Below are 25,813 nucleotides of genomic sequence, written 5' to 3'. Positions count from 1 at the left end.
TATATATTCAACACAAACTGCATTTTTCCTCTTATTATTTTATCACATTTCAATAAAATCTCAAATACAGTTAAATAATATATTTTTTAAATGTAAACATCGCAAAAATAAGGAAAGAACTTGAAGCCTTCCCTTTTTTAGTTAGCCTTATCTAAATCATTTATCTTCACACTTCTAGTATGTGTAGTATGACTCCATTCCTTTTTATTCCTATCTATAATTCCCTGAACTGAAATAGGAAACCAGGTAATGGCATATATCGGATATAATATATAATACCATAATATTTTTTTATTTAATTTTTTTTCTAATATTAATATGAATGGAGTATATACTAATTGAAGTATTACCAACAATGCTACTGTAACGTTAAGTAAATCAAAGTTAACAGAATATACAACTGTATTAAAATTGTTAATTAAATTAAGCGCTTTCATCCAATTTTGGATTATACCTGTTACAGCAGAAATGCCTATTAAAATGGCCACTATAGGTTGTATACTATATAATGCACAATCTAATGCTGTAAAACTAAAACTAGTTAAGGCTTTCTTTAATAGCTTGAAAAAATACCTACTTGCAACATCTGCAAATCCCTGCATCCACCTTTTTCTCTGCCACCAGGATTGAGAAAGTGTTAAAGGCTTTTCATCATATATTATTGCATCATGAGCCCACCCTACTTTATATCCAGCTAATACAATCTTGCATGTAAACTCTAAATCTTCTGTTAAACAAGTTGCTCCCCAGCCTAGCTCCTTTAATATTTCAACATCAATACAAAAACCAGTACCACCTAACTGGTTAGATAACCCTAAATTACTTCTGGAATTTTGAAACATTCTGTTGTTTGACCAAAAGGATATAGAATAACTTCCTGTAATCCATGTGTCTTCTGGGTTTTTACTATCCAAATACCCTTGGACAACTTTAAAACCTTCACATAATTTTTTATTCATTTCTTTTAAGAAATTTTTATGAGCTAAATTATCAGCATCAAATATAGCAATAGCATCGTACTTTTTATCTAACTTAAATATTTTATCAAACATCCACTCTAAAGCATAACCTTTTCCTCTCTTTTCTTTGCTTTTTCTTTCATATACAATAGCACCTTTTTCTCTTGCTTTCTTCGCAGTTTTATCTGTACAATTGTCTGCAATAACAAAAATATCATAAAGTTCTTTAGGGTAATCGATCTCTTTTAAACTTTCTACAATATCACCTATGACAATTTCTTCATTATGTGCTGCTACAATTAAAGCAAAACTTTTTTTAGGCTTTAAGTCTCCTTGATTCTTCTTCCTCCATATACCAAAAAATGATATACATAAATAATATATAGTTATGACATATACTACGCAGGTAAAAACACTAGAGGTGCCATGAATTATATCTTTAAAAATGCTCACTACTTATCCCCCCTAATTCAAAGTTATTTTAGCATAAATAGAAATTAATTACTATATAATTTCTAATAAATAAGTAAAAAATATTTTGCATGCATTTGGAAAAATGATTAACCTTGAGATATACATAGTAAAAATATATCATAGTATTTTAATTATTAATATTAAAAATTTTTTCAACTTTAAATTACTTTAATGCCATATATACAGTTTGTTATTAATTCTGATGTATGCTATCATGTTGTTGTAATAAATGAATTTACTGTTGTTGTACAGTATATGAAAAGGGGGTAGAGCCTTATGAGGCGCTACGAACTGATCTTTTATATTGATCTTAGAAGGCTTCATAAAAAAGACGAATCCTTTGGATAAGTTTTCTTTAAAAATTTAAAATCAAATTTTTAAATTTTAAGGAGGTTTGTTTATGGATGCCGTACTTGAAAAAATAGATAGTATAGACACTATAGATGTTGTAAATATATATTCTAGCACAAAAGAGAATGATGATGAAATTGAAAATAACCTTTCTTCTCAAAAAGACAAAATTTGTTTAAAAATGTTTGATTACTTTATATTTTAATAAATAAAAATAGGACTTGAGTCCTATTTTTATTTATTATCTATAAAGAAATTATTCTACTTAACATATCTCTATCTGTAGCATAACTTAATGCACATTCATAAGATACCATTCCTTTTTTATACAACTCAGCTAAAGACATATCCATAGTTTTCATACCATATTTAGCACCTGTTTGCATAGAAGATTCTATTTGATGAGTTTTTCCTTCTCTTATCATGTTTTGAATAGCTGCAGTAGCTATCATTATTTCTAAAGCTGCAATTCTTCCATTTCCATCAACTTTAGGCAAAAGCTGCTGTGATATTATTCCTTTAATAACTGCTGCTAATTGCGTTTTTACCTGCTGCTGCTGATATGGAGGAAATACATCAACTATTCTATCAATTGTTTTAGCTGCACCTATTGTATGTAATGTAGAAAGCACTAAATGTCCTGTTTCTGCAGCAGTAAGTGCTACCGAAATAGTTTCTAGATCTCTCATTTCTCCTACAAGAATGACATCTGGATCTTCTCTCAAAACAGCCTTTAAGGCATTATGATAGCTTAAGCTATCTTTTCCTATTTCTCTTTGATTTATTATGGATTTATTATGTTTATGAAGATATTCAATTGGATCTTCGAGAGTTATAATATGCGATGCCCTAGTGCAATTAATTTCATTTATCATTGCTGCTAACGTAGTACTTTTTCCTGAACCAGTAGGACCTGTAACTAGCACAAGACCTCTTTTGTTTGTTGTAATTTCCTTTATTACAGAAGGAAAGTTCAAATCACTTATTGTAGGTATTTTTAGTCCAACAACCCTTATAGCTAATGAACAGCTTCCTCTTTGTTTAAATAAGTTAACTCTAAATCTTCCTAATCCTGATATAGAAAAAGAGGTATCTGCCTCACCATTTTTATCATATTCATCATAGCTTTCATTCAGAATTTCTCTGCTATAGTTCTCTGTATCTGATGGCTGAAGTTTTTCACTATTAATAGAAGACAACTCTCCATTTATTCTTATTGTTGGTGGAACCCCTACTGTTAGATGTAAATCTGAAGCATTTTCTTTAATAGTTATTTCCAATAATTCTTTTAGTGATATCACTTTAAGTTCTCCTTTCGTCAATCCTTGCCATAAATAACTTTATAAATTCAAGATATTATCTATATTAGTATTTATATTGTCTGTATTAATTTTTCTAAAATGTATTATAGCATAATTTAATCTTTTCTAATTAAATTTCATTTACTTTAAGTTATATTCTACAAATTTTTTTAAATTCCTTTTACAAAACATAAATTCGTAAATAAAACTAAAAATTAATGACTAAGAATAATTGAAATCTTAATCATTAATTTTTAATCTTTAATCTTTCACTTTTTCCCATGATTTAATTCTCTATATAATTTTTTCAATGCCCTTTTTTCTATTCTTGATACATAAGACCTTGATATACCAAGAAGCTTAGCTATTTCCCTCTGAGTCTTAGGTTTACCTTCTAAAAGACCATACCGCATCTGAACTACACTCTTTTCTCTTTCTGCTAAACAAGTATTCATTTTTTCATAAAGCTTTTTTACTTGTATCTTACTCTCCACAATTTCAATTATAGAATCTTCATCACTGCTAAGTACATCTAAAAGCGATATTTCATTTCCTTCTTTATCTATTCCAATAGGATCTTGAAGATATATTTCCCCTTTGGTTTTTTTATTATTTCTTATAAGCATAAGTATTTCATTTTCTATACACTTTGCAGCATAAGTAGCAAGTCTAGTTCCTTTTGAGGCATCAAAGGAATCTATAGCCTTTATTAAACCTACAGTACCAATTGATATCAAGTCATCTACTTCTTTTCCTGGATACGAATATTTTTTTACAATATGAGCTACTAACCTTAAATTTCTTTCAACTAAAACATTCTTAGCTAATAAATCCCCCTCCTTAAGTTTCTTTAAGTAGTATTCTTCTTCTTTATCATTTAAAGGTTGTGGAAAGGAACTGTTATTTGTAATATATGCAGTAAGAAATACCATGCTGCCTGCGAGATCTAATAAGCAGTTAGTTAAAAACACCAGATGCTCCTCCTAATAGTGCTTATTAATATATTATGAGTTAATACTAAAAAAAGTGCATGTACAAAATAATTTTTAAATTTAACATAAATATTCTATAATTTAAACAAAGATGATATATTATAGGCTTATTTTTTATAAAAGTTAACTATATATTTGTAAATACAAATCAGAAATAAGTAGTAACAAGAAATTATCTAGTAATCTCTTGTTACGGATTACTTAATTACTGAATTATTAATTTACTGACCACATCCTTAAAAACTGGGGCAGCTGTAATCCCACCACTGTCTTTATCTTTATCTATATCCTTTACCAATACAACCATAGAGTAATATTTTTCTTTAAATTTAAAAAAACCTGTAAACCATCCATCTGAATGTTCTTCTGCTTTAGCTGATGATTTTGATACTTCTACTCTTTGAGTTGATCCTGTTTTACCTCCAATATCCATACCATCTATATATGCTTCCTTACCAGTTCCTTGTTTCACTACTTCCATCATTTGATTTTTTAATATGCTAGCTGTAGATTTTTCTATGACAGGGTGACTATTAGACTCTAATTTTTCCATTTCTTTATTATTATCATCAACATAGGAATCTAAAATTTTAGGTTTTACATAAACACCTCCATTAACTACTGTATTAGATATACTTATAGCTTCTATTGGAGTTATTCTTATATTTTGGCCAAAAGCTGCTGACGCCAAACTTCCATCACTATATTTAGGATTTTTAACCTCAAATGCACCTTCTTTTTCACATTCTAACCCTAATGTTTTTTCTAATAGTCCTTGGGATTTAGCATTATCATAAAAGTTATTAAATCCTACCTTATTCCCTATCTGACCAAATACATCATTACAAGATACTATTAGTGCTTGTTCTGGAGTTAAAGTTCCATGTTTTTCTTTCTCATTCTCATACAATCCTCTACATGTAAATTTATCATTTAAATTTAATGTTTTTCGATCTAATCCAGCTTCTTCTACTATTATCTTAAATATTGATCCTGGAAAAAATCCATGGTTAGTTGCTGCTCCTAAATTTATATTAGGTTGACTATCATCTTTTTGAACCATAGCTTTTATATTTCCTGTACCTGCTTCCATTAGTATTACTCCTATTTGACTAAAGTTCTTATACTTATCCTCTTTTAAAGTTTCTTTAATTTTATCTTCTATATTCTTATCTACAGTAAGTCTTACATTTAAATTATTTTTAGGTAATTCAGTTTTTTCATTTGTTACATTGCCATTTACATCTCTATCTATTATAATTTGAGGCTTTTTATTACTTTTAGTTTTACTCACAATTTGCATTTCTAATGAATTAGGCGATTTTAGTTGATTGCTATCAGTCTTTTTATTACTTGTTATTAAATTTTCTATTTTCCAGGTACCTTCTTTATTTACTGCAGAATAAGTATAAGTATAAAATCCTTTTACTCCCTTTATATTTTTCAACTTGTTATATGTATTTTCGTCTATTTCATAATATAACTTTTGGCTACTGCTTAAATTTGTTATATTAGATAAATCATATTGATTATTATAATTTCTTAATGTATATATCAATGTTAACATCTCATCTGAAGTTGTATCTTGGTTATTTTTTATAAACACATCTGGGCAAATAACTACATAATATTTTTTTTATAATCAAGCAATTGTTTTCCATTTGAATCAAAAAGCATATAATTAGCGTCTGTAATATCTTCCTTATAAGAATACTGTGAATTGGCCATAACACTTAACTTGTAAGAACTAAAATATTGAAAATAAACTATTCTACCATAAACTGCTATTATAAACACTATAAACAAACCCAAAACCATATATTGCCTTTTTTTCATTACTGATCTATTTAATTTTATCATCATAAAAAACACCTCATCTCAGACTAAAATTTTGTCCAAAATGAGGTTTTTTATTCAATAATCTACTCTTCTCTTTGTAAAAATTGTTTTATATTAGCAACTATAATATCTATAGCAACTTTATTATGCCCACCTTCAGGTATTATAATATCAGCATATCTCTTAGTAGGTTCTATAAATTGAGTATGCATTGGTCTTACTACGTTTAAGTATTGATTTATAACAGAATCTACAGTTCTACCTCTTTCATTTATATCTCTAAGTATTCTTCTTATTATCCTTACATCTGCATCGGTATCTACGTATAACTTTATATCTAAAAGATTTCTTATTTCTTCCTCTTCAAGCACAAGTATACCTTCTACTATAACAATTTCCCTAGGCTCAACTCTTACAGTATCTTTTTTTCTATTGTGAGCTTCAAAATCATAAATTGGTTTATCTATAGCTTCTTTTTTTAAAAGACTGTTTAAATGTTTTATTAAAAGCTGTGTGTCAAAAGCATTAGGATGATCATAATTAGTTTTTATTCTTTCTTCCATAGAAAGATTACTTTGATCTTTATAATAAGAATCCTGTTCTATCATAGCTATGCAATCTTCACCGAATTTATTGTATATTTCTTTTGCAATTGTACTTTTTCCTGAACCAGTTCCGCCAGTAATACCTATTAAAATTGGACGCTTCATCTGTATCCCCCTCAACTTTATTATACTAATTTTTACTTTTTATAAGCATGTCATCCTTCTTTAATTCTACTGACGTGCTAATTGTATATATCATTTGAGCTGAAGGTGCTGATTCTATTTTTTCGCCCTTTTCGTTTTTCATATCTTTTAAACATATTTCAAAACCATCATCTTTTGGTCTTAAAACCTCTACTTTGTCACCTTCAAATACTTTATTTCTTTGTTCTATAGTAGCAATACCTGTAGATTTATCATAATCTCTAACTACTCCTACAATATCATAATTTCTTATGTAAGCAGAGGATTCATATGATTGTTTGTTAGGATCTCCAAAATAAAATCCTGTATAGTACACTCTATGACTTGCCTTTGCAAGCTCATCCATCCACTTTTTCTGAAACTTATATTCTTTAGGATTTTCAAAATATGTATCTATTGCCTGTCTGTAAGCCTTAACTATACTAGCGACATAATACGAGCTCTTCATTCTACCTTCAATTTTAAGAGAATTTATTCCCGCTTGAACAAGTTCTGGTATATGTTCTATCATACATAAATCTTTTGAATTTAGTATATAAGTTCCTCTTTCATCTTCAATTACAGGAAAATATTCATTAGGTCTTTTTTCTTCCATTAAGTAATATTTATATCTGCATGGTTGAGCACACTGTCCCCTATTTGAATCTCTACCTGTCATGTAGTTTGAAATTACACATCTTCCAGAATAAGCCATACACATAGATCCATGTACAAAAGCTTCTATTTCACAATCTTCTGGTAACTTATTTCTTATTTCCTCGATTTCAATTAAAGATAACTCTCTAGCTAAAACAATTCTCTTTACTCCTTGTTTATGCCAAAACTGTGCAGATTTCCAATTAACATTATTGGCTTGTGTACTTAAATGAATTTCTAACTCAGGCACAGTTTCTCTAGCAGTCATAATAATTCCTGGATCTGATACAAGTACAGCATCTACCTTTAAATCATATAACTTTTTTAAATATTCTTCTAATCCCATTAAATCATCATTGTGCGGAAAAACATTTATAGTAACAAATACTCTTTTTCCTCTTTCATGAGCATACTTTAATCCTTCTTTTAATTCCTCATCTGTAAAATTATCTGCAAAAGCTCTTAAATTAAGCTTACTACCTCCTAGATAAACAGCATCTGCTCCAAAATTTATGGCCATTTTCAACTTTTCTAAATTTCCTGCAGGTGCTAATAATTCAGGTTTTTTCAAATTAATCCCTCCTTGTTGTAACCGCTATTCCATCGCCCATAGGTATAACTGAAGTTATAAATTTTTCATTGTCAGATACAAGCTTTAAATACTCTCTCATTCTTTTAACTATAGTTATCTTTCTTCTTTCCACTAATTCTTTTGAAGCAACCATTCCCCTAAATAATGCATTATCTGCTATTATTATTCCGTCCTTATTTAACAACCTCATACAATGAGGAAGAAAATGATTATAATGACCTTTTCCTGCATCCATAAATATTAAATCATATTTACCATCAAGTTTTTCTAATACCTCTAAACATTCACCTTGAATAATTTTAATTTTATCTTTAAACCCACATTTTTCAATATTATTTTTGGCAAGTGTTATCATCTTTTCATCTCTTTCAATAGTAGTTATTTCACTATTGCCTTTGGAACTTATATTCATAAGAATAGCAGAATATCCTATAGCAGTGCCAAGTTCTAATATTTTTAAAGGCTTTTTTATATTTATCATAAGCTCTAAAAATCTAGCAACCTCTTTATGTACTATAGGAACATTATTTTCATGAGCATAATCTTCTAATTGTTTTAAATATCCACTATGCTCCTCTATGAGAGATCTTATATATTGTTCCATATAATCATACGTAATACCCTTCATTATTTCCTCCAAACATCAAATTAAACGAAAATAAGCTACTTTAAAAATATTTTATATAAAATTTTCCAGAAGTACATTCTTTAAAAAAAGATTATACTTCTGGTCTATTCATACTTAATATTCTTAATTTATATATGATTTAATAAAACACTTTTTTCATTATTCGTTAATTTATTTTCTTCTTGAAGCTCTCTTTCTAAGATCAGCATCTAGTATTTTTTTTCTCATTCTAATACTCTTAGGAGTAATTTCTACAAGTTCATCAGAACCTATAAACTCAAGACTTTGCTCTAAGCTCATCTGAGTTACTGGTACTAATTTTAAGGCATCATCTGCACCTGATGATCTAGTATTAGATAAATGTTTCTTCTTACATACATTAACTTCTATATCATCTGCTCTTGAACATTGTCCAGCTATCATTCCAGCATATACATCTGTAGCTGGTTCTATAAATAATGTTCCTCTTTCTTGTGCATTGAACAATCCGTAACCAATAGATGTACCTGTTTCAAACACAATCAGTGATCCTCTAGTTCTTTCAGGAATTTCTCCTCTATATGGTTCATATCCACTTAATACGTGGTTCATTATACCATTACCTTTTGTATCAGTCATAAATTCATTTCTAAATCCTATAAGTCCTCTTGCAGGAATCTTAAATTCAAGTCTTGTATATCCATTAATAGCAGATGTCATGTTTACCATCTCACCTTTTCTAGGTCCTAGCTTTTCCATAACAACTCCCATGAATTCTTCTGGTACGTCTATTGTAAGGTATTCAATAGGTTCGCACTTTTTACCATTTTCTTCTTTAAATATAACCGATGGCTTAGAAACCTGGAATTCATATCCTTCTCTTCTCATAGTTTCAATTAAAACTGAAAGATGAAGTTCTCCTCTTCCACTAACTTTAAAGCAATCAGCACTTTCTGTTTCTTCTACTTTTAAAGATACATTAGTTTCTAATTCCTTCATAAGTCTATCTCTTAAATGTCTTGAAGTAACAAATTCTCCTTCTCGTCCTGCGAATGGTGAATCATTAACCATAAAGTTCATACTTAATGTAGGTTCATCTATCTCAACAAAAGGAAGAGCCTCTGGATTAGCACTATCTGCTACAGTTTCTCCTATATTTATATCAGGAATACCAGCAACTGCTATTATATCTCCAAGTTTAGCTTCATCTGTTTCTTCTCTTTTAAGTCCATTATACACATAAAGACTAGAAATTTTTACATTATCTATTTGTCCATCTGTTCTTACTAATGCTACTTGTTGATTCTTTTTTATACTTCCTCTTTGTATTTTACCTATACCAATTTTACCTACATATTCATTATAATCTATAGTTGTAACTAGCATTTGAAGCGGCATGTCCAGGTGACCTTGAGGTGCTGGAACATTTTTTACTATAACATCAAACATTGGATCCATGTTATCTGATTCATCTTCTAATTCTTTTTTTGCAAAACCCGCTCTTGCTGAACAATAAACTACTGGAAAATCAAGTTGCTCATCACTTGCACCAAGCTCTACAAACAAGTCAAATACTTCATCTAAAACTTCAGCAGGTCTTCCATCTGGTCTATCTATTTTATTTATAACTACTATAGGTCTTAAGTTAAGCTCTAAAGCTTTCTTTAATACAAACTTAGTTTGTGGCATTGGTCCTTCATAAGCATCTACAACAAGTAGCACACTGTCTACCATTTTAAGTACACGCTCAACTTCTCCTCCAAAATCAGCATGTCCTGGAGTGTCTACAATATTTATTTTAATTCCATTATGCATTACTGCTGTATTCTTAGAAAGTATAGTGATACCTCTCTCTTTTTCAAGGTCATTTGAATCCATTACTCTTTCTTGAACTTTTTCATTTTCTCTAAATACATGGCTTTGCTTAAGAAGTGCATCTACTAATGTAGTCTTACCATGGTCAACGTGTGCGATTATTGCCACATTCCTTATATCGTTTCTTGTAAATAATTCCATTATTATTCCTCCATTTTTGTTTAAGTAACTAAATGTCACTTTTCATCCTAATAATCACTCAAAAAAATTGGATACTTTATAAAGTACCCAATTATGCTTACCCTATCTATTTTAGTATCATAATTTTAAAAAGTCAACTTCTGTAGAATTTTATTTATCCATTCCAAACGAAAAATCTACACCTATGGCATCATTTAAAATTTTTAATACATCATTCCATATAACGCTAAATCTTTGCTCTGCTTGAATGTAATTGCTTACAGAAGGATTAGCAGATATAACTGGTCCTAAATTTTTAAGCTTTTCTGTTATTTCATCAGATACTTTTCCAGTTTGCATTTGCTGGGAATATGCCTCTATTTGTAACTTTCTAAAGTCATCTAACATTTTTTTGTTAGTATCATTATTCTGTATGTTTTTACTAGCTTCTCTAAGATTAACAACTTCTGGGCAATCTTTTAACTCTTTTGCAAACTCATTAGCCTTATCATAGATATTCATAAATAAATTCCCCCTTAAATATACTTGAAAATTTTAGTTCTAAACCAAATATAATATTGGTAGTTTAAGTAAATAACTATATTTCCATAATTATAGGAAGTATCATTGGCTTTCTCTTTGTTTTTTCATAAAGGAATATTCTAAGAACTTCCTTTATATTTGATTTTATGCTTGCCCATTCTGTTATATGTTTTTCCTCACATTTTTTCAAAGCATCTTTAACTATTTCTCTTGCTTCTTCCATTAAATATTCAGATTCCCTTACATAAACAAATCCTCTTGAAATAATATCAGGACCCGCAATCACACTTCCACTTTCTTTTTCAATAGTAACTACTACTGTAAGTATACCATCCTGTGAAAGGTGTTTTCTGTCTCTTAAAACTATATTTCCAACATCACCTACACCTAATCCATCTACAAATACCTGACCAGACATAACAGTTCCATTCTTCCTTATAGAATCTCTTGTTACCTCTATCACGTCACCATTATCGGCAATTACTAAATTTTTTGATGGAAGTCCTAACTTAACAGCTAGTTCACCATGCTGTTTTAAATGTCTGTATTCACCATGCACTGGTATAAAAAATTTAGGTTTTACAAGTGTATGCATAAGTTTTAATTCTTCCTGACAAGCGTGGCCAGATACATGAACATCTGCTAATGCCGAATAAATTACATCTGCACCTTTTTTAAATAATTGATTTATCACTTTTGAAACTAACTTTTCATTTCCAGGTATAGGAGTTGCAGATATAATAACTCTGTCACCAGGTATTATATTGACTTTCTTATGTTCTGAAGACGCCATCCTCGAAAGGGCTGACATAGCTTCTCCTTGGCTTCCCGTAGTAATGATAGTTATTCTATTATTTGGATATTTATTTATATTATCTATGTTAACAAATATATCTTTATTAGCATCTATATAGCCTAACTCCATTGCTACTTCCATTATATTTTCCATACTTCTACCAGAAACAGCCACTTTTCTATTATATTTTTCTGATTCTGTAATTATCTGCTGTATTCTGTGAATATTTGAAGCAAAAGTTGCTACAATTATTCTTCCTTTAGCATCAGTAAAGATTTGCCTGAATGTTTCTCCTACAGTACTTTCGGACATAGTATATCCTGGCCTTTCCACATTAGTGCTGTCTGCCAGCATTACTAGTACCCCCCTTTTTCCTAATTCTGCAAATCTTGCTAAATCAGCTACACATCCATCAATAGGCGTATAATCAATTTTAAAATCTCCTGTATGCAAAATAACACCAATAGGTGTATGAATAGCAATAGCCACCGAATCTGCTATACTGTGGCTAGTTCTTATGAATTCCACTGATACATTTTCTAATTTAATTATATCCTTAGGTTTTACACATTTTAACTCTACTACACTTAGTAAATTGTGCTCTTTTAACTTTGTTTGAATAATGCCTAATGTTAACTTTGTTCCATAAACAGGCACATTCATCTCTTTTAGTACATATGGTAGTGCTCCAATATGATCTTCATGGCCATGAGTTACAAATATACCTTTAACTTTCTCTATGTTTTTTTGAAGATATCCTGTATCTGGTATTACCAAATCTACTCCTAACATTTCATCATCAGGAAACTTTAATCCACAGTCTATTACTACTATGTCATTTTTATATTCTATTGCCGTAAGATTCTTTCCTATTTCATTTAATCCACCTAATGGAATAATTTTTATTTTTTCTTTTTCCTTGCGCAAAAAATCTTCCCTCCTTTTTTTTAATTTTTAAAATATTTTACCCAATAGCTAACCTAACAATACTGCTTTTATAAAAGTAATATATGTTTACTGTCAAGCTCGGATAAATTCAGCTAAAATTTAGATAGCATGTAAATGCTACCTAAATCAAGTTTCATTAAATTATTTATTATGATTCTTCATACAATCACTACATATTCCATAGAATTTCACACTGTGATTAGTAATTTTGAAATTATGTTTTTCTTGAATTTCATTTTCCAAATCATCTAATAAATCATGTTGAACCTCAATTACAGCTCCACAATTAGTACATATTAAGTGATGATGCTGATGGTTTTCTTCTTCATGAATTAACTCATATCTACTGCATCCATCGTTAAGTTCCAATTTACATATTACACCTAATTCTTCTAACAATTGAACTGTTCTATATACTGTAGCCAATCCTATTTCTGGACAATCTTTTTTCACTAAATCATATAATTCTTCTGTTGTAAGGTGGCTACCTTCATTTCTTATTATTATATCTACAATAGCTCTCCTTTGAGGCGTAAGCTTATAGCCTTTTTCTTTTAAATTATTCTTAAGTTTTTCTGTTTCTTCAGGTGAAAGCTTTGCCATTGTATAACCCCGTTTCAATAATTATTTTCAAACCATAGTTTAATACGTATTTGTGTTATTGTCAATTGAAAATCAATTAATTAAAAAATTAGTTTTTTTAACCATGTTATAGTAAAATTATAAAAGCTATGAATATCATAGCTTTTGCATTAAATATTAATTAAGTTGACTATCGCTAAACAAGGTTTCATAAGCTTCTTCTACCATTGCAAATTCATCTTCATCCTCTACAGTGGCTAATATCTCATTGCCTTCTTCATCTATGTCTATCCTTAATGCTATAGCTTCATCCACATTTTCCTCGTCTTTAGGAGCAACTATTACATATTCTTTATCTTCTATATCCATCTTAGTAATTACATCGAATTCTACTTCTTTTCCATCTTCATCATTTAAAACAATAGTTGTTACATCATTTTCCATGGTTGTTCACCTCATTTATTTATTTATTTGAAATGCTATCTAAATATCCTTGAAGTATGTATATAGCAGCCATCTTATCAACTATTTTTTTCCTTTTATTTCTAGACAGATCAGCTTCCAGCATAGCCCTATGTGCTGCTACAGTAGTTAATCTTTCATCCCACATTTTTATTGGGAGCCCTATGCTTTCTTTTATTATTTCACAAAACTTCATTACCTTTTCACTTTGAGGTCCTAAAGTTCCATTCATATTCTTAGGCAGCCCCGACACAATAGTGTCTACATTATATTCATCACAGATACTTTTAAGTTCTTTTATATCCGCATCTTTACTTTTTCTTCTTATAGTAGTTATACCCTGTGCTGTAATTCCAAGGGGATCGCTTACGGCAACACCAATAGTTCTATCTCCTATGTCCAATCCTAGTATTCTCATTTTCATTCTCCTAATTTCTTATTATATTGTATAGTTAATTTCTAGCAAATGAAATTCTAAAAAAATTACAATATACATAATTAGCTTTAACTTTTTTATAGTATAACTCACTTCAAATGGGCATAAAACCCATTTGAAGTAGATCTTACCTTATTCCTAAATATGCCTTCAGTACTTCTTCTAATATTTCATCTCTTTCTAATTTTCTAACTAAGGACCTAGCTCCGTTGTAATTTGTAATATATGTAGGATCCCCTGAAATTAAATAACCAACTAATTGATTTACAGGGTTATATCCCTTTTTAATTAGAGAATCGTAGACTTCAGTTAATATTTCTTTAGTCAAATCTTCTTTATTCTTAGGAATATCAAACTGAATAGTATTATCGTTACACATTTATATCACCCCGCTAGTAATTCTACTAATTCTATTATAGACTATATTTATAAAAATGTATACTATTTAACTAATTTTTCCAAAACAGACATACAGCTTGATATTGCATCTTCTAACTTTTCAGGAAGCTTGCCACCGGCTTGAGCCATATCAGGTCTTCCGCCGCCGCCACCTCCAGCTATAGATGCTACTTCTTTTATAATTTTGCCGCAATGAACGCCTTTAGCAACTGCTTCTTTAGTAGTCATAGATACAAACTGAACTTTACCATCTACTGCACTTCCAAGAACAACAACACATTCTCCTCCCTTGCTTCTAATCTTATCTGCTAAATCTCTAAGTGCATTTCCATCTACATCTTTGAGTACACCAGTGAAAAGCTTTATTCCTTTTATTTCTTGAAAACTATTTAGTATTTCTTCTTCTGAACTTCCTGCAAGCTTAGACTTTAATTCTGCAATTTCTTTATCCTTTTCTTTTATCTCAAGTGTCTGCAAATCTAATTTGTGAATTATTTCTTTCTCAGAACATCTTAACTTATTACTGATTTCCTTAATAAGATCATTTTTGGCTTCTACATAGGCAATAGCTTTAGATCCAGTGACAGCTTCTATTCTTCTTACACCAGCAGCTACACCTGTCTCTGATATTATTTTAAATAGTCCTATTTCTCCTGAATTTGATACATGTGTTCCACCACATAATTCTTTACTAAAGCTTCCTATTGAGACCACTCTAACTTCATCTTTATATTTATTATCAAATAATGCAATAGCACCTGTTTTTCTTGCTTCTTCTAAACTCATAACTTGAGTTTCCACATTTAATACTTTTACCACTTCATCATTAACTAAAGTTTCAACCTTCTTTATTTGCTCATCACTTGGTGCCTCAAAATGATTAAAGTCAAATCTTAGTCTTTCATCATCTACATAAGAACCAGACTGGTGAACATGTTCTCCTAGTACTTTTCTCAATGCTTCATTTAATATATGAGTTGCTGTATGATTTCTTCTTATGTTATTTCTTCTACCTTCATTTACAGCTAAATTTATTTCATCATCTACTTTTATAGCTCCATTTAATACTTTTACAAAGTGAAGTATTTTTCCTGCTACATTTTTCTTACAATCAAGAACTTCTGCTTTAAAAGAATCTGTAAATATTATACCTGTGTCACCTATCTGTCCTCCCATTTCTGCATAAAAAGGAGTACTTTCTGTAACTATTACACCTTTATCCCCTTCTTCTATTGACGAAACAAATTCTTCATTTTTAATTAGAACTTTAACTTTTGATATATCTTTTAATCTGTCATATCCATTAAAACTTGTTTCTATTTCTAAAGATATTTTATTTAGTATAGTATTTTCTGCACCCATATAGTTTGTTTCTTCTCTTGCAGCTCTTGCTCTCTCTCTTTGATTTTGCATTTCTTTATTAAAACCTTCTAAATCTACCTTCATATCCTTTTCTTCAAGTATTTCTTCAGTAAGTTCTATAGGAAATCCATAAGTATCATATAATTTAAATGCTTTTTCTCCTGACAAAATAGTATCATCTTTAACCTTTAATTCTTCTATAAATTCATTTAAAATTTGCATACCACTGTCTATTGTTTCATCAAATCTCTCTTCTTCTAATTTTACTACTTTTTTTATATAATCTCTTTTTTCTGCAAGCTCACCATAGTTTCCGCAGGAATTATCTATAACTATATCTGTTAGTTTATATAAAAATGCATTATTTATTCCTAAAGATTTGCCATGCTTTGCAGCTCTTCTAAGCAATCTTCTAAGAACATATCCTCTTCCTTCGTTAGAAGGCAGTATTCCATCACTAATCATAAAACTAACACTTCTAATATGATCTGTTATTACCCTTATAGATATATCACTTTGTTCACTTTTTCCATATTCAACTTTTGCTGTTTTGCTAACATCATCTAATATAGCTTTTATAGTATCAACTTCAAAAATACTATTTTTCCCCTGCATTATTGTGGCTATTCTTTCAAGCCCCATACCTGTATCTATATTAGGATTTTTTAGTTTATTATAGTTTCCATCTTCATCTTTATCAAATTGTGTAAATACCAAATTCCAAAACTCAACTACTCTATCATTATCTGCTGCTTCTAAAAATTCTTCTACTGTATTTACCTTTCCATCGCCTCTATCAAAATGGATTTCAGAACAAGGTCCACAAGGTCCTGCGCCATGTTCCCAAAAATTATCATCTTTTCCTAATCTAAATATTCTTGATGGGTCTATATCTGTCTTTTTAACCCATATATCATTTGCTTCATCATCCTCTAAATAAATAGTTACATACAACTTATCTTTTGGAATTTCTAATACTTTTGTAGTAAATTCCCATGCCCATGGAATAACTTCCTCTTTAAAATAATCTCCAAAAGAGAAGTTACCAAGCATTTCAAAAAACGTACCATGTCTTGATGTCTTACCCACATTTTCAATATCACCAGTTCTTATACACTTCTGACAAGTTGTAACTCTTGTTTTTGGAGGTACTTGCAATCCAGTAAAGTATGGCTTCAAAGGTGCCATTCCTGCATTTATAAGTAATAAACTTTTATCATTTTTAGGCACAAGTGAAAAACTTGGCATTCTTAAATGTTCTTTACTTTCAAAGAATTTTAAATACATTTCTCTTAGTTCGTTTAAGCCTATTTCTTTCATAAATTATCTCTCCTTATTTATGTAATATTCTGTAACAAAAAAACTCTCATCCCAGAAGGGACGAAAGTTGTTTCCGTGGTACCACCCTAATTACACAGCTTAAAAATTTTAATTCTTAAATGCACAAAAATTAAAAATCAGAATACTTAAGTAATTCTCTAAATAAAGCTGTGTCTCTTTAAAGCCTATGACTCCTGGACTGCTTCAATATACCCTACATGAAGTTTGCACCTACCACTTCTTCTCTTTATGTAAAAATATAAATACTCCTTCCAATCATTGCCTCCATATGTAATTATGATACAAATTATAATTAAAAATAGCACATATGTCAACAGTGTCAGTTTAAAAACCCTAAAACTTTACTCGTTTTAAAATAAGTAATAATTTAAATCTTCATATATTATCTTTATTATAACTCCAACTGGAATAGCTAATATCATACCTAAAAATCCTGCTGCTTTTCCACCTATAATAAGTAATATTATAACTACAAGAGGGTGCATATTTACACTATCTCCTGTAATCTTAGGTGATAGTATATTGCCTTCTATTTGTTGCAACAGATATAACCATATTAGTACCCATATGGCTTTTTCTGGAGACTTTATAAATGCCATAAAAACTGCAGGTATAGCCCCAAAAACTGGACCAAAATAAGGTATTATATTAAAAAATGCATTTAATATAGATAAAATTATAGGAAAATCTATATGAAAGAACACTAAAATTACAAATGTTATAGCTCCTATAAATACACATAAAAGTAACTGACTAACTATGTATCTACCTAATATCTTATCTATATCCTTACCTACCTTTTTTATCATATTCTTGCTTTTAATAGGAAAGAAATTCAATATCTTATTTGCTATATTATCACCATCTGACAAAAAGTAATAGGATATTATAGGTATAACTGCAATGGATACTATATTCTGTCCTATATTTAGAGCTGAGTCAAACATCTTTGAAAATAAGCTAATAAATTGATAATTTATCTTTGCAGAAAAATTATTTATTATTGTATAAATAGTTTTATTACTACTTATAGGTTTTAACTTTAAATAAAAATTATCTATAATTTTTTGTATATTATTTATTGTATTATTTATATTTAAACTTTCTTTAAAAGCAGAAGGTATGATTAATAAAAAAATTGTCATTACTATTATTATTAACATACATATGAGACATATAGCTGCAAATCTTTTCTTTATTCCATTCTGTTCCATGTATCTTTGTATAGGTCTTAATGTATACGCAATAGTAAAAGAAATAAATAATAAGTACGCTACCTCCCTAATAGCAGCACTTCTTAAGCATAAAAATATTATAAAAAATGTGACAATAAAGGCTATTATGTATTTATATATTCTTTTCAGTTTCATCTTTTTCATTTAAATCATCTTCCATAAATAATTTATGTGGTAAGCTGCAAAAATTTAAATTTGGATTTCTTCCATTATATAACAGGCTCTCTTCTCCTATTAGAATATCCTTAATTAGTATTATCTTTTTACCAGTTAAAAAATTACTTAAAAAGCCCATTGATACTACTAGTGCATTTATTTTAAAGGATATTTTATCAAATATTATATCTTCTACCATGCCTAATATATTACCTTTTTCATCTCTTACATCCATATTTTTAATATTTTTAAATTCTAAAAAGCTTTCTTCAGTTGTTGCTGTAATAACCATTACAGAATTAAAACTAACTACATCACCTATACCTACATTTAAATTTTTTTTTAAGAAACCATAGGTGGCAATACTAAATCCTGTTATTTTTTTAATATTAAAATCTACAAGTAAATCATTTATAAATCCTAACCTTTTACCATTCACATTTATAACATCCATAAGACTAAAATCTTTTGATCTATACAAGTCTACACCACCCTTGTTATAGTTAACACATAAACTCAAAATAATCCTTCTACAGCATATTTTCTCCAGTAAAAAAAAAAATATAACCTCAAAATGAGGTTATATTTCGTCTAGAAATTATATTTCACTATTATTGATATAATAACTTAGCTATTTAACATTCGTTTGTAAATTTCAACATCAAATGTTAAGAAAAGATTTATGCTATGAAGCTTTTTTAGTTTCCATGTACATGCTCATGAATAGTTTCTGAATGATTTTTTGTTGCCCAAGGTTCTAATCCTTGAGATTCTCTATAATTATTTATAGCCTTATGAATAGCTTCTTCTGCAAGAACTGAGCAATGCATCTTTACTGGTGGAAGTCCATCTAAAGCCTCTGCCACTGCTTTATTAGTTAATTCCCATGCTTCATCGATCTTTTTTCCTTTTATAAGTTCTGTGGCCATACTTGAAGATGCTATAGCTGAACCACATCCAAAAGTTTTAAATTTTACATCTTTAATTATATCATCTTGAACTTTAATGTATATCTTCATTATATCTCCACATTGTGGGTTTCCTACTTCTCCAATACCATTAGCATCTGGAATTTCTCCAACGTTTCTAGGATTTCTAAAGTGATCCATAACTGTTTCACTGTACATCATATCTATCTACCTTCCTTTTTTGCATTTTCTTTTTTAATAAAGTCTTCCCAAAGTGGTGACATTTCTCTTCTTCTTTCAACTACTTTAGGTATTACTTCTAAAGCATAATCTACTTGTTCTTCAGTAGTTCCCGCTCCTAAACTTAATCTTAAAGATCCATGCGCTACTTCATGTTTTAACCCTAATGCTAAAAGTACGTGGGATGGATCTAATGATCCTGATGCACAAGCACTTCCTGTAGAAGCAAATATACCTGCATCATCCAAATCTAATAATAAAGTTTCTCCTTCTATACCAATAAAACTTACATTAACATTTCCAGGCATTCTTTTTTCGCCTATTGGTCCATTTACCTTAACATAAGGAACTTTTTCTACAAGACCATTTAAAAGCTTATCTCTAAGTTTAGTTAATCTCTTAGATTCTGGTTCTAATTCTTCTACAGCAAGTTCTATTGCTTTACCAAGTCCTACTATACCTGGTACATTTTCAGTTGTAGCTCTCTTTCCTTTTTCCTGTCCACCACCATGGATTAAATTCTCTATTTTAGTTCCTTTTTTCAAATATAATGCACCAGCACCCTTAGGTCCATAGAATTTATGTCCAGCTAAAGACAATGCAGTTATATTCATAGCCTGAACATCTATCTTCACATGTCCTACGGCTTGCACTGAATCGGTGTGAAAATAAATGTTATGTTCTTTACATACTTTTCCTATTTTTTCTATAGGTTGAATTGAACCCACTTCATTGTTAGCAAACATTACTGAAACAAGTATAGTTTTATCAGTAATTGCTTTCTTCAAATCTTCTATGCTTATAAGTCCATACTCATCTACTGGTAAATAAGTTACATCAAAACCATTCTTCTCTAAAAATTTGCATGTATGTAATATAGCATGATGTTCTATCTTTGTAGTTATTATATGGTTTCCTTTATTTTTATTTGCGAAAGCTATACCTTTTAATATCCAGTTGTCACTTTCAGAACCTCCTGCAGTAAAGAATATTTCATCTTTAGAAGCATTTAGTGCCTTTGCTACTCTTTCTCTTGCTTTATCTATAGCTTTTCTAGGAGCATCTGACATTGAATATAATGATGATGGATTTCCGAAGTATTCTGTGAAATATGGAAGCATCTCCTTTAATACCTCTGGCTTTGTATAAGTAGTAGCTGAATAATCCATATAAACATTTTTATTCATTAATATTATCCCCTTTCATCTTAGTACTTTTCATTTTTTTATAATCTTCTACCATATCTTCAAGAGTAGTAGATTTCATAACTCCATCTATACTTTCTTTTATTCTTGACCATAAAAGTCTAGTAGCACAACAATCCATGTTACCGCAAGAATTGTCATTATTTTCATCTATGCATTTAGATATTTCTACTGGTCCTTCTAACACTTCCATTATTTCAAACACAGTTATATCCTTTGGCTCTCTTTCAAGTACGTAACCGCCTTGAGCTCCTCTTATGCTTTTTATCAAATTAGCTTTTCTAAGAGGTGAAAATAATTGCTCTAAATAGTATTCCGAAATATTTTGTCTTTCTGCTATATTTTTTATGGATGATGGTCCTTCACCATAGTGAATAGCCAGATCAACCATAGCTTTTACTCCATATTGTCCCTTAGTTGATAGCTTCACTTAACCACTTCCTTTAATGTTGAGTATTTTACTATGGTTTAATAATATCAAATCAGAGTGAACTTGTCAACAATAAACTTTACTTTATTTTATCCCAATATGCTTTACTTATTTGCTCCATTTTATTGTTTCCAAAGTTATAATATTGTTTTGTTTTTACCTTATCAGGAAGGTACTGCTGCTTTACATAACTATTTTTATAATTATGAGGATATTTATAATCTTGCATTCTTCCCAAAGCTTTTGCCCCTTCATAATGGCCATCTTTAAGATATAAAGGTATTTCTCCAACATCTAACGTATCCAAATCTTTAAGCGCTGCGTCAATAGCTAAAATAGCAGAATTAGATTTAGGCGCTGTTGCCAAAAGTATAACCGCTTCAGCAAGCGGTATTCTTCCTTCTGGAAACCCTAATTGTAATGCTGCATCAGTACAAGATTTCACTATAGATATAGCTTGTGGATAAGCAAGCCCTATGTCTTCCGAAGCAATAACTAAAAGTCTCCTACATATTGATGTTAAATCTCCTGCTTTTATAAGCATTCCTAGATACAATATTGCCGCATTTGCATCACTGCCTCTTATAGACTTTTGAAATGCACTTAAAATATCATAATGACTATCTCCATCTCTATCATAATTTAATATTTTCTTTTGTGAAAACCTTTCTATAGAATCTAAAGAAATACATATTTTATCTTCTTTTATAGAACTTGAATATACTATTAACTCCAATATATTTAAAGCTCTTCTCATATCTCCTTCACATAGTTCTCCCATATAATCCAATGCCGATTCATCATAACTTATAGATTTTCCTGGGAAATCATCTTTAACAAGTTCTAATGCTCTTTTTATACCTTCTACTATATCTTCCTTAGTAAGTTTTTTAAATTCCAGCACTATGGATCTACTTAAAATAGCTTTAAATATATAAAAATATGGATTTTCTGTAGTACTACCTATTAACGTTATTTGTCCATTTTCAATAAATTCTAGCAAACTCTGTTGAATTCTTTTTGTAAAATGATGAATTTCATCTATATAGAGAATTACACCATTGTATCCCATTATAGTATTTAGGTCTTTTATAATATCCTTTATATCTTTTAAAGAATCTGTAGTAGCATTTAATTTATAAAACTTTTTTCCTGTAGCAGAAGCTATTATATTAGCTACAGTAGTTTTTCCTGTACCTGGAGGTCCATAAAAAATCATGTTCATTAGATGACCTGAACTTATCATATCCTGAAGTATTTTTCCTTCTCCTAGTAAATGCTTCTGCCCTATTACTTCATCTAAATTTTTAGGTCTTATTTTATTGGCTAAAGGATTCATATATGTGTCTCTCCTCTATTTCTTATTGTTTTTTAATATAAATTTATCCGCTGCAAAATCTATTATTCTCTCACTAGTTTTAGTAAGCTTCTTCCCTTGTTTCAAAATCATATGTGATGTGCCTTTCACACCTGAAATAACTATATTTTTTTTATAATTTTCTGCAAACTCTCTTATCTGTTTTCTTGTGGCCCCTAGTTTTATAGCTTGATTAATTGCCCTTTCATAAGTCCATTTATTTTTATCTACATTATCTTCTATTGCTCCTCCTACAAATTCCATAGTAAGGTCAATAGTACTTCCAATCATATCCCAAGGTGCTTTTATTCCATTTATAATCAAAAAAGCTTTTTTATGAAATTTTATAGTTTCTGCTAGGTTGAGCCAAACATAAATATTCTCTGGACTCTTTTTCACTAATTCTTGTGCCTTTTCAATATCAGATATTCCTGAAACTAAATCATCTACTGCAGTAGCTATAGGAAGTTCTTCAAATTCTTTTTTTACCTTTTGAACAGTATTTAAATGTTTAACTTCTTCTTTTCTTTCTCTATTTGAAACTTCAACTTGTTTTTTCAACTCTACAGTAATCTTTTTTCTTCTTTCACTTTCATTTATTTTCTCTTCTTCTATTTTTTTCTGCATATTTTCTTTTTCTATTATTAAATGAGCTGCTTTTTTGTCATCTGTATCTTTAATTCTATTATTTAAACTTTTAATATTTCTTTCTAGATATTTACACTTAACTTTCTCTTTAGTTGAACTTACCACAATATTGCTTATTTTAGATATTTTACTTATAATCCCCATAACATCACTCCTAAATAAATAATAATATTATTACTTATTTTTAACAAGTTTAAAAAAATAAATGATAATTAAATAAAATATCAAGAACTTTTTAGCTCTTGATATTTTCTCTAATTACTATTCACTTTTATAACACTTTAGAATTTCTCCATAGTATATAGTATGATAATTTTCTCCATTATAAATTTCCTTATCTGTATTCTTATCCATTAAGTCTGGGTTTATACAGTTTTTATATAACACTTTGCATTCATACTGCATTCCAACACATTTTATAGTCGGAGTAAAGACACTCTTGCCTTCTTCAGTTTGCAAATTACACTGCTTAAACTTATCTATATCTCTTCCTGACTTTGAACCACAAATAGCTAAAGCTTCTTTCATAGCATCATTTAATGGAATTGTTACAGTAAATTCCCCTGACTTTTCTATAAGTTCACGAGTATACCTTGATTCTCTAATCATTACTGTGAATACTGGTTTCTTCCACATGAAACCAATACTTCCCCAACTTATAGTCATAGTATTTAACTTATCCTCACTTTTACAAGTTAAAAATGCTCCACCTTTATGTAAGCATTCCATAGCTCTGTCTAAATCATTTGTAAAGTCCATATTACATTCCTCCATATAGTAATGTATTTATTTAATATTTGTCGTATTTTCGTTTTCTATTTTTAAAATATACTATTCTTAACTTACACAGCTCCGCAATATCCTTTGCCACATTGAAATTACTTCCAATAGCCTCTATATTATGAGCATCTGATCCTATTGTTATATTATTTCCACCTAACTCTTTAAACCTTTTGTATATAGGTATTATATTTTTAACTGCATTTTCATTATTAAGTCTTCTAGTGTTAAGTTCAATACATTTATCTGTTCTTATCAAAACTTTCAATATTTCATCTATAATATCCGAATATTCCTCATAATATATTTCTTTATCTTCATATTTAGCATACCTTGAAATATAATCTATATGACCCATACTATCTATAAAATCATAGTTCTTTATAGCTTCTAACATAGATATAAAATATTTTTCATAAGCTTCCTTTTTACTTTTTCCTTTATAATATTCTTCATAATAAATATCTAAATTATTCACTAAATGCACAGATCCTATTATATAATCAAAAGGATTATTCTTTATAACCTTCCCACTTTCCTCTACACAATCTTCTTTCATTCCAATTTCAACACCAAGTAAAAGATCATCTGCCCTATATTTATAGTACTCTTTAAAATACTCTGCCACATCAAAACAAAACATTCCGTCTTTAGGAAACTTTAAATCCATGTGTTCAGTTATTATCATTGATATATTTTTATTCTTTGCACATTTTATAGCATCTTCTATTTTCATCTTTGAATCGGAAGAAAATTTCGTGTGTATATGAGTATCAAACATTATTTATCCTCCAAATCTATGTACATACATACATCTCCAAAATTTGAAACTAAATCAGCAATTTTTTGAACAGTTTCTTTTGTATTATCCTTTAATAAGTCTTTTGCCACTTCTTCATTATGAGATATGAATTGATATACATTTAAAGTTATGTAATCCCTAATTTTAAAATACAAATAATCTTCCTCTAAAGCAGAAATTCTTTGCGTCAATTCAGAAATTGAAGTATATCTTTCTACGAATGCTAAATCATTTTTATCTAAATTTTTTCCATTTTTAAATATTATTTTGCCATTCTCTATACAAGTTTCAGATTGTTCTTCTATATAATTAATAACATTATTAATTTCTTCTGGTCCAGGAATTTTTGCTTGTTTTCCCCATGCATATATTATATCAAGTTCATTATTCCAAAGACTTCTAAAATAAATAAGTCTTGATTGTAGATAAATTGAATATTCTTTTTCACTATTAACATTTTCTTTTTTTTGCTTTAATGTGTTATAAATACTTTCGTGCCAATAATTTTTAGCTGTTACTACTGGTTTGGCAGCCAACTCTACTAATTCTGATATTATTTCATTTTTTTCAGAACTCTTTTCCATTTATAATTCCCCCCCACATTACATAAAATGCATTACAATTACATAGTACCATATTTTTGTAATATAAGGTATGCTTATTTAATATTGTTTTTCACATACTTAAT

27 protein-coding genes are annotated in these 25,813 nt (G+C 29.3%); 1 reads left to right on the top strand and 26 read right to left on the bottom strand.

Annotated features, from left to right (window positions below; genetic code table 11):
• Positions 1 to 137: 137 nt before the first annotated feature.
• On the bottom strand, positions 138 to 1,412 hold the full coding sequence (locus tag HBE96_RS23785) for a glycosyltransferase (protein ID WP_169300199.1): 1,275 nt from the start codon (positions 1,410 to 1,412) through the stop codon (positions 138 to 140).
• A gap of 421 nt (positions 1,413 to 1,833) precedes the next feature.
• Between HBE96_RS23785 and HBE96_RS23780 the strand changes: the two genes are divergently transcribed.
• Positions 1,834 to 1,989: a hypothetical protein gene (locus HBE96_RS23780; RefSeq protein ID WP_169300198.1), complete on the top strand. Its 156-nt coding sequence runs from the start codon at positions 1,834 to 1,836 to the stop codon at positions 1,987 to 1,989.
• Positions 1,990 to 2,029: 40 nt separating this feature from the next.
• Here HBE96_RS23780 and HBE96_RS23775 read toward each other — a convergent pair whose 3' ends face one another.
• From HBE96_RS23775 to HBE96_RS23660, 25 genes are all read right to left on the bottom strand, one after another.
• Positions 2,030 to 3,085, bottom strand: a complete 1,056-nt coding sequence (locus HBE96_RS23775) for a PilT/PilU family type 4a pilus ATPase (RefSeq protein ID WP_169300197.1) — start codon at positions 3,083 to 3,085, stop codon at positions 2,030 to 2,032.
• A gap of 269 nt (positions 3,086 to 3,354) precedes the next feature.
• Complete coding sequence (sigK, locus tag HBE96_RS23770) at positions 3,355 to 4,056, bottom strand: RNA polymerase sporulation sigma factor SigK (RefSeq protein ID WP_169300196.1); 702 nt, start codon at positions 4,054 to 4,056, stop codon at positions 3,355 to 3,357.
• Positions 4,057 to 4,282: 226 nt separating this feature from the next.
• Complete coding sequence (locus HBE96_RS26900; RefSeq protein ID WP_342590222.1) at positions 4,283 to 5,683, bottom strand: penicillin-binding transpeptidase domain-containing protein; 1,401 nt, start codon at positions 5,681 to 5,683, stop codon at positions 4,283 to 4,285.
• Between the two features lie 14 nt (positions 5,684 to 5,697).
• Positions 5,698 to 5,940 carry a hypothetical protein gene (locus tag HBE96_RS26560; protein WP_243187055.1) on the bottom strand — a complete coding sequence of 81 codons (243 nt, stop codon included), beginning with the start codon at positions 5,938 to 5,940 and terminating at the stop codon, positions 5,698 to 5,700.
• Between the two features lie 59 nt (positions 5,941 to 5,999).
• Positions 6,000 to 6,626, bottom strand: coding sequence for a uridine kinase (udk, locus tag HBE96_RS23760; protein WP_169300195.1), 627 nt, complete (start codon positions 6,624 to 6,626; stop codon positions 6,000 to 6,002).
• Between the two features lie 25 nt (positions 6,627 to 6,651).
• On the bottom strand, positions 6,652 to 7,872 hold the full coding sequence (locus HBE96_RS23755; RefSeq protein ID WP_169300194.1) for a peptidase U32 family protein: 1,221 nt from the start codon (positions 7,870 to 7,872) through the stop codon (positions 6,652 to 6,654).
• Between the two features lies 1 nt (position 7,873).
• Positions 7,874 to 8,521, bottom strand: coding sequence for an O-methyltransferase (locus tag HBE96_RS23750; protein WP_169300193.1), 648 nt, complete (start codon positions 8,519 to 8,521; stop codon positions 7,874 to 7,876).
• Positions 8,522 to 8,692: 171 nt separating this feature from the next.
• Entirely contained in the window at positions 8,693 to 10,516 is a 1,824-nt protein-coding gene (typA, locus tag HBE96_RS23745) for a translational GTPase TypA (RefSeq protein WP_169300192.1), read from the bottom strand.
• Positions 10,517 to 10,666: 150 nt separating this feature from the next.
• A complete protein-coding gene (locus tag HBE96_RS23740) occupies positions 10,667 to 11,017 on the bottom strand; it encodes a YlbF/YmcA family competence regulator (RefSeq protein WP_169300191.1) in 351 nt (116 codons plus the stop codon).
• 76 nt (positions 11,018 to 11,093) lie between these two features.
• Positions 11,094 to 12,761 (bottom strand): ribonuclease J, encoded by a 1,668-nt coding sequence (locus HBE96_RS23735; RefSeq protein ID WP_169300190.1) that lies wholly within the window; start codon positions 12,759 to 12,761, stop codon positions 11,094 to 11,096.
• A gap of 162 nt (positions 12,762 to 12,923) precedes the next feature.
• A complete protein-coding gene (locus HBE96_RS23730) occupies positions 12,924 to 13,385 on the bottom strand; it encodes a Fur family transcriptional regulator (protein ID WP_169300189.1) in 462 nt (153 codons plus the stop codon).
• Positions 13,386 to 13,541: 156 nt separating this feature from the next.
• A complete protein-coding gene (locus tag HBE96_RS23725) occupies positions 13,542 to 13,808 on the bottom strand; it encodes a DUF1292 domain-containing protein (RefSeq protein ID WP_169300188.1) in 267 nt (88 codons plus the stop codon).
• A 19-nt stretch (positions 13,809 to 13,827) separates the two neighbouring features.
• Positions 13,828 to 14,244 carry a Holliday junction resolvase RuvX gene (ruvX, locus tag HBE96_RS23720; RefSeq protein WP_169300187.1) on the bottom strand — a complete coding sequence of 139 codons (417 nt, stop codon included), beginning with the start codon at positions 14,242 to 14,244 and terminating at the stop codon, positions 13,828 to 13,830.
• Between the two features lie 145 nt (positions 14,245 to 14,389).
• Positions 14,390 to 14,641, bottom strand: a complete 252-nt coding sequence (locus tag HBE96_RS23715) for an IreB family regulatory phosphoprotein (protein WP_169300186.1) — start codon at positions 14,639 to 14,641, stop codon at positions 14,390 to 14,392.
• Positions 14,642 to 14,703: 62 nt separating this feature from the next.
• A complete protein-coding gene (gene alaS, locus HBE96_RS23710; protein WP_169300185.1) occupies positions 14,704 to 17,343 on the bottom strand; it encodes an alanine--tRNA ligase in 2,640 nt (879 codons plus the stop codon).
• A 371-nt stretch (positions 17,344 to 17,714) separates the two neighbouring features.
• Positions 17,715 to 18,743: an AI-2E family transporter gene (locus HBE96_RS23705; RefSeq protein WP_206155053.1), complete on the bottom strand. Its 1,029-nt coding sequence runs from the start codon at positions 18,741 to 18,743 to the stop codon at positions 17,715 to 17,717.
• Positions 18,712 to 19,275 (bottom strand): PRC-barrel domain-containing protein, encoded by a 564-nt coding sequence (locus HBE96_RS23700; protein WP_243187054.1) that lies wholly within the window; start codon positions 19,273 to 19,275, stop codon positions 18,712 to 18,714. Before HBE96_RS23700 ends, HBE96_RS23705 begins: the two co-directional genes overlap by 32 nt.
• A 178-nt stretch (positions 19,276 to 19,453) precedes the next feature.
• Complete coding sequence (gene nifU, locus HBE96_RS23695) at positions 19,454 to 19,882, bottom strand: Fe-S cluster assembly scaffold protein NifU (RefSeq protein ID WP_206155060.1); 429 nt, start codon at positions 19,880 to 19,882, stop codon at positions 19,454 to 19,456.
• Between the two features lie 5 nt (positions 19,883 to 19,887).
• Positions 19,888 to 21,090: a cysteine desulfurase NifS gene (nifS, locus tag HBE96_RS23690; RefSeq protein WP_169300183.1), complete on the bottom strand. Its 1,203-nt coding sequence runs from the start codon at positions 21,088 to 21,090 to the stop codon at positions 19,888 to 19,890.
• On the bottom strand, positions 21,083 to 21,538 hold the full coding sequence (locus HBE96_RS23685; protein WP_169300182.1) for an Rrf2 family transcriptional regulator: 456 nt from the start codon (positions 21,536 to 21,538) through the stop codon (positions 21,083 to 21,085). Before HBE96_RS23685 ends, nifS begins: the two co-directional genes overlap by 8 nt.
• A gap of 79 nt (positions 21,539 to 21,617) precedes the next feature.
• Positions 21,618 to 22,877 (bottom strand): replication-associated recombination protein A, encoded by a 1,260-nt coding sequence (locus HBE96_RS23680; protein ID WP_169300181.1) that lies wholly within the window; start codon positions 22,875 to 22,877, stop codon positions 21,618 to 21,620.
• A 15-nt stretch (positions 22,878 to 22,892) separates the two neighbouring features.
• Positions 22,893 to 23,687, bottom strand: a complete 795-nt coding sequence (locus tag HBE96_RS23675) for a hypothetical protein (protein ID WP_169300180.1) — start codon at positions 23,685 to 23,687, stop codon at positions 22,893 to 22,895.
• A gap of 117 nt (positions 23,688 to 23,804) precedes the next feature.
• Positions 23,805 to 24,302 (bottom strand): flavin reductase family protein, encoded by a 498-nt coding sequence (locus tag HBE96_RS23670; RefSeq protein ID WP_169300179.1) that lies wholly within the window; start codon positions 24,300 to 24,302, stop codon positions 23,805 to 23,807.
• 31 nt (positions 24,303 to 24,333) lie between these two features.
• Positions 24,334 to 25,107, bottom strand: coding sequence for a histidinol phosphate phosphatase (locus HBE96_RS23665; RefSeq protein ID WP_342590225.1), 774 nt, complete (start codon positions 25,105 to 25,107; stop codon positions 24,334 to 24,336).
• On the bottom strand, positions 25,104 to 25,709 hold the full coding sequence (locus HBE96_RS23660; protein ID WP_169300177.1) for a hypothetical protein: 606 nt from the start codon (positions 25,707 to 25,709) through the stop codon (positions 25,104 to 25,106). Before HBE96_RS23660 ends, HBE96_RS23665 begins: the two co-directional genes overlap by 4 nt.
• Positions 25,710 to 25,813: the final 104 nt, after the last annotated feature.

The sequence above is a fragment of the Clostridium muellerianum genome (assembly GCF_012926525.1).
GTDB classification, from domain to species: domain Bacteria; phylum Bacillota; class Clostridia; order Clostridiales; family Clostridiaceae; genus Clostridium_AM; species Clostridium_AM muellerianum.
Note: the sequence above shows the minus strand (reverse complement) of the source record. Positions and strands in the feature narration are given on the sequence as shown.

What these genes read in the sequence shown, in the direction of transcription:
- HBE96_RS23705 (WP_206155053.1), bottom strand. Translation starts at nt 18,743, where the DNA reads ATGAAAAAGATGAAACTGAAAAGAATATATAAATACATAATAGCCTTT.
- HBE96_RS23730 (WP_169300189.1), bottom strand. Translation starts at nt 13,385, where the DNA reads ATGGCAAAGCTTTCACCTGAAGAAACAGAAAAACTTAAGAATAATTTA.
- udk (WP_169300195.1), bottom strand. Translation starts at nt 6,626, where the DNA reads ATGAAGCGTCCAATTTTAATAGGTATTACTGGCGGAACTGGTTCAGGA.
- typA (WP_169300192.1), bottom strand. Translation starts at nt 10,516, where the DNA reads ATGGAATTATTTACAAGAAACGATATAAGGAATGTGGCAATAATCGCA.
- HBE96_RS23725 (WP_169300188.1), bottom strand. Translation starts at nt 13,808, where the DNA reads ATGGAAAATGATGTAACAACTATTGTTTTAAATGATGAAGATGGAAAA.
- HBE96_RS23675 (WP_169300180.1), bottom strand. Translation starts at nt 23,687, where the DNA reads ATGGGGATTATAAGTAAAATATCTAAAATAAGCAATATTGTGGTAAGT.
- HBE96_RS23680 (WP_169300181.1), bottom strand. Translation starts at nt 22,877, where the DNA reads ATGAATCCTTTAGCCAATAAAATAAGACCTAAAAATTTAGATGAAGTA.
- HBE96_RS23750 (WP_169300193.1), bottom strand. Translation starts at nt 8,521, where the DNA reads ATGAAGGGTATTACGTATGATTATATGGAACAATATATAAGATCTCTC.
- alaS (WP_169300185.1), bottom strand. Translation starts at nt 17,343, where the DNA reads ATGAAAGAAATAGGCTTAAACGAACTAAGAGAAATGTATTTAAAATTC.
- HBE96_RS23740 (WP_169300191.1), bottom strand. Translation starts at nt 11,017, where the DNA reads ATGAATATCTATGATAAGGCTAATGAGTTTGCAAAAGAGTTAAAAGAT.
- HBE96_RS23670 (WP_169300179.1), bottom strand. Translation starts at nt 24,302, where the DNA reads ATGGACTTTACAAATGATTTAGACAGAGCTATGGAATGCTTACATAAA.
- nifU (WP_206155060.1), bottom strand. Translation starts at nt 19,882, where the DNA reads ATGTACAGTGAAACAGTTATGGATCACTTTAGAAATCCTAGAAACGTT.
- HBE96_RS26560 (WP_243187055.1), bottom strand. Translation starts at nt 5,940, where the DNA reads ATGATGATAAAATTAAATAGATCAGTAATGAAAAAAAGGCAATATATG.
- HBE96_RS23660 (WP_169300177.1), bottom strand. Translation starts at nt 25,709, where the DNA reads ATGGAAAAGAGTTCTGAAAAAAATGAAATAATATCAGAATTAGTAGAG.
- nifS (WP_169300183.1), bottom strand. Translation starts at nt 21,090, where the DNA reads ATGAATAAAAATGTTTATATGGATTATTCAGCTACTACTTATACAAAG.
- ruvX (WP_169300187.1), bottom strand. Translation starts at nt 14,244, where the DNA reads ATGAGAATACTAGGATTGGACATAGGAGATAGAACTATTGGTGTTGCC.
- HBE96_RS23780 (WP_169300198.1), top strand. Translation starts at nt 1,834, where the DNA reads ATGGATGCCGTACTTGAAAAAATAGATAGTATAGACACTATAGATGTT.
- HBE96_RS23715 (WP_169300186.1), bottom strand. Translation starts at nt 14,641, where the DNA reads ATGTGTAACGATAATACTATTCAGTTTGATATTCCTAAGAATAAAGAA.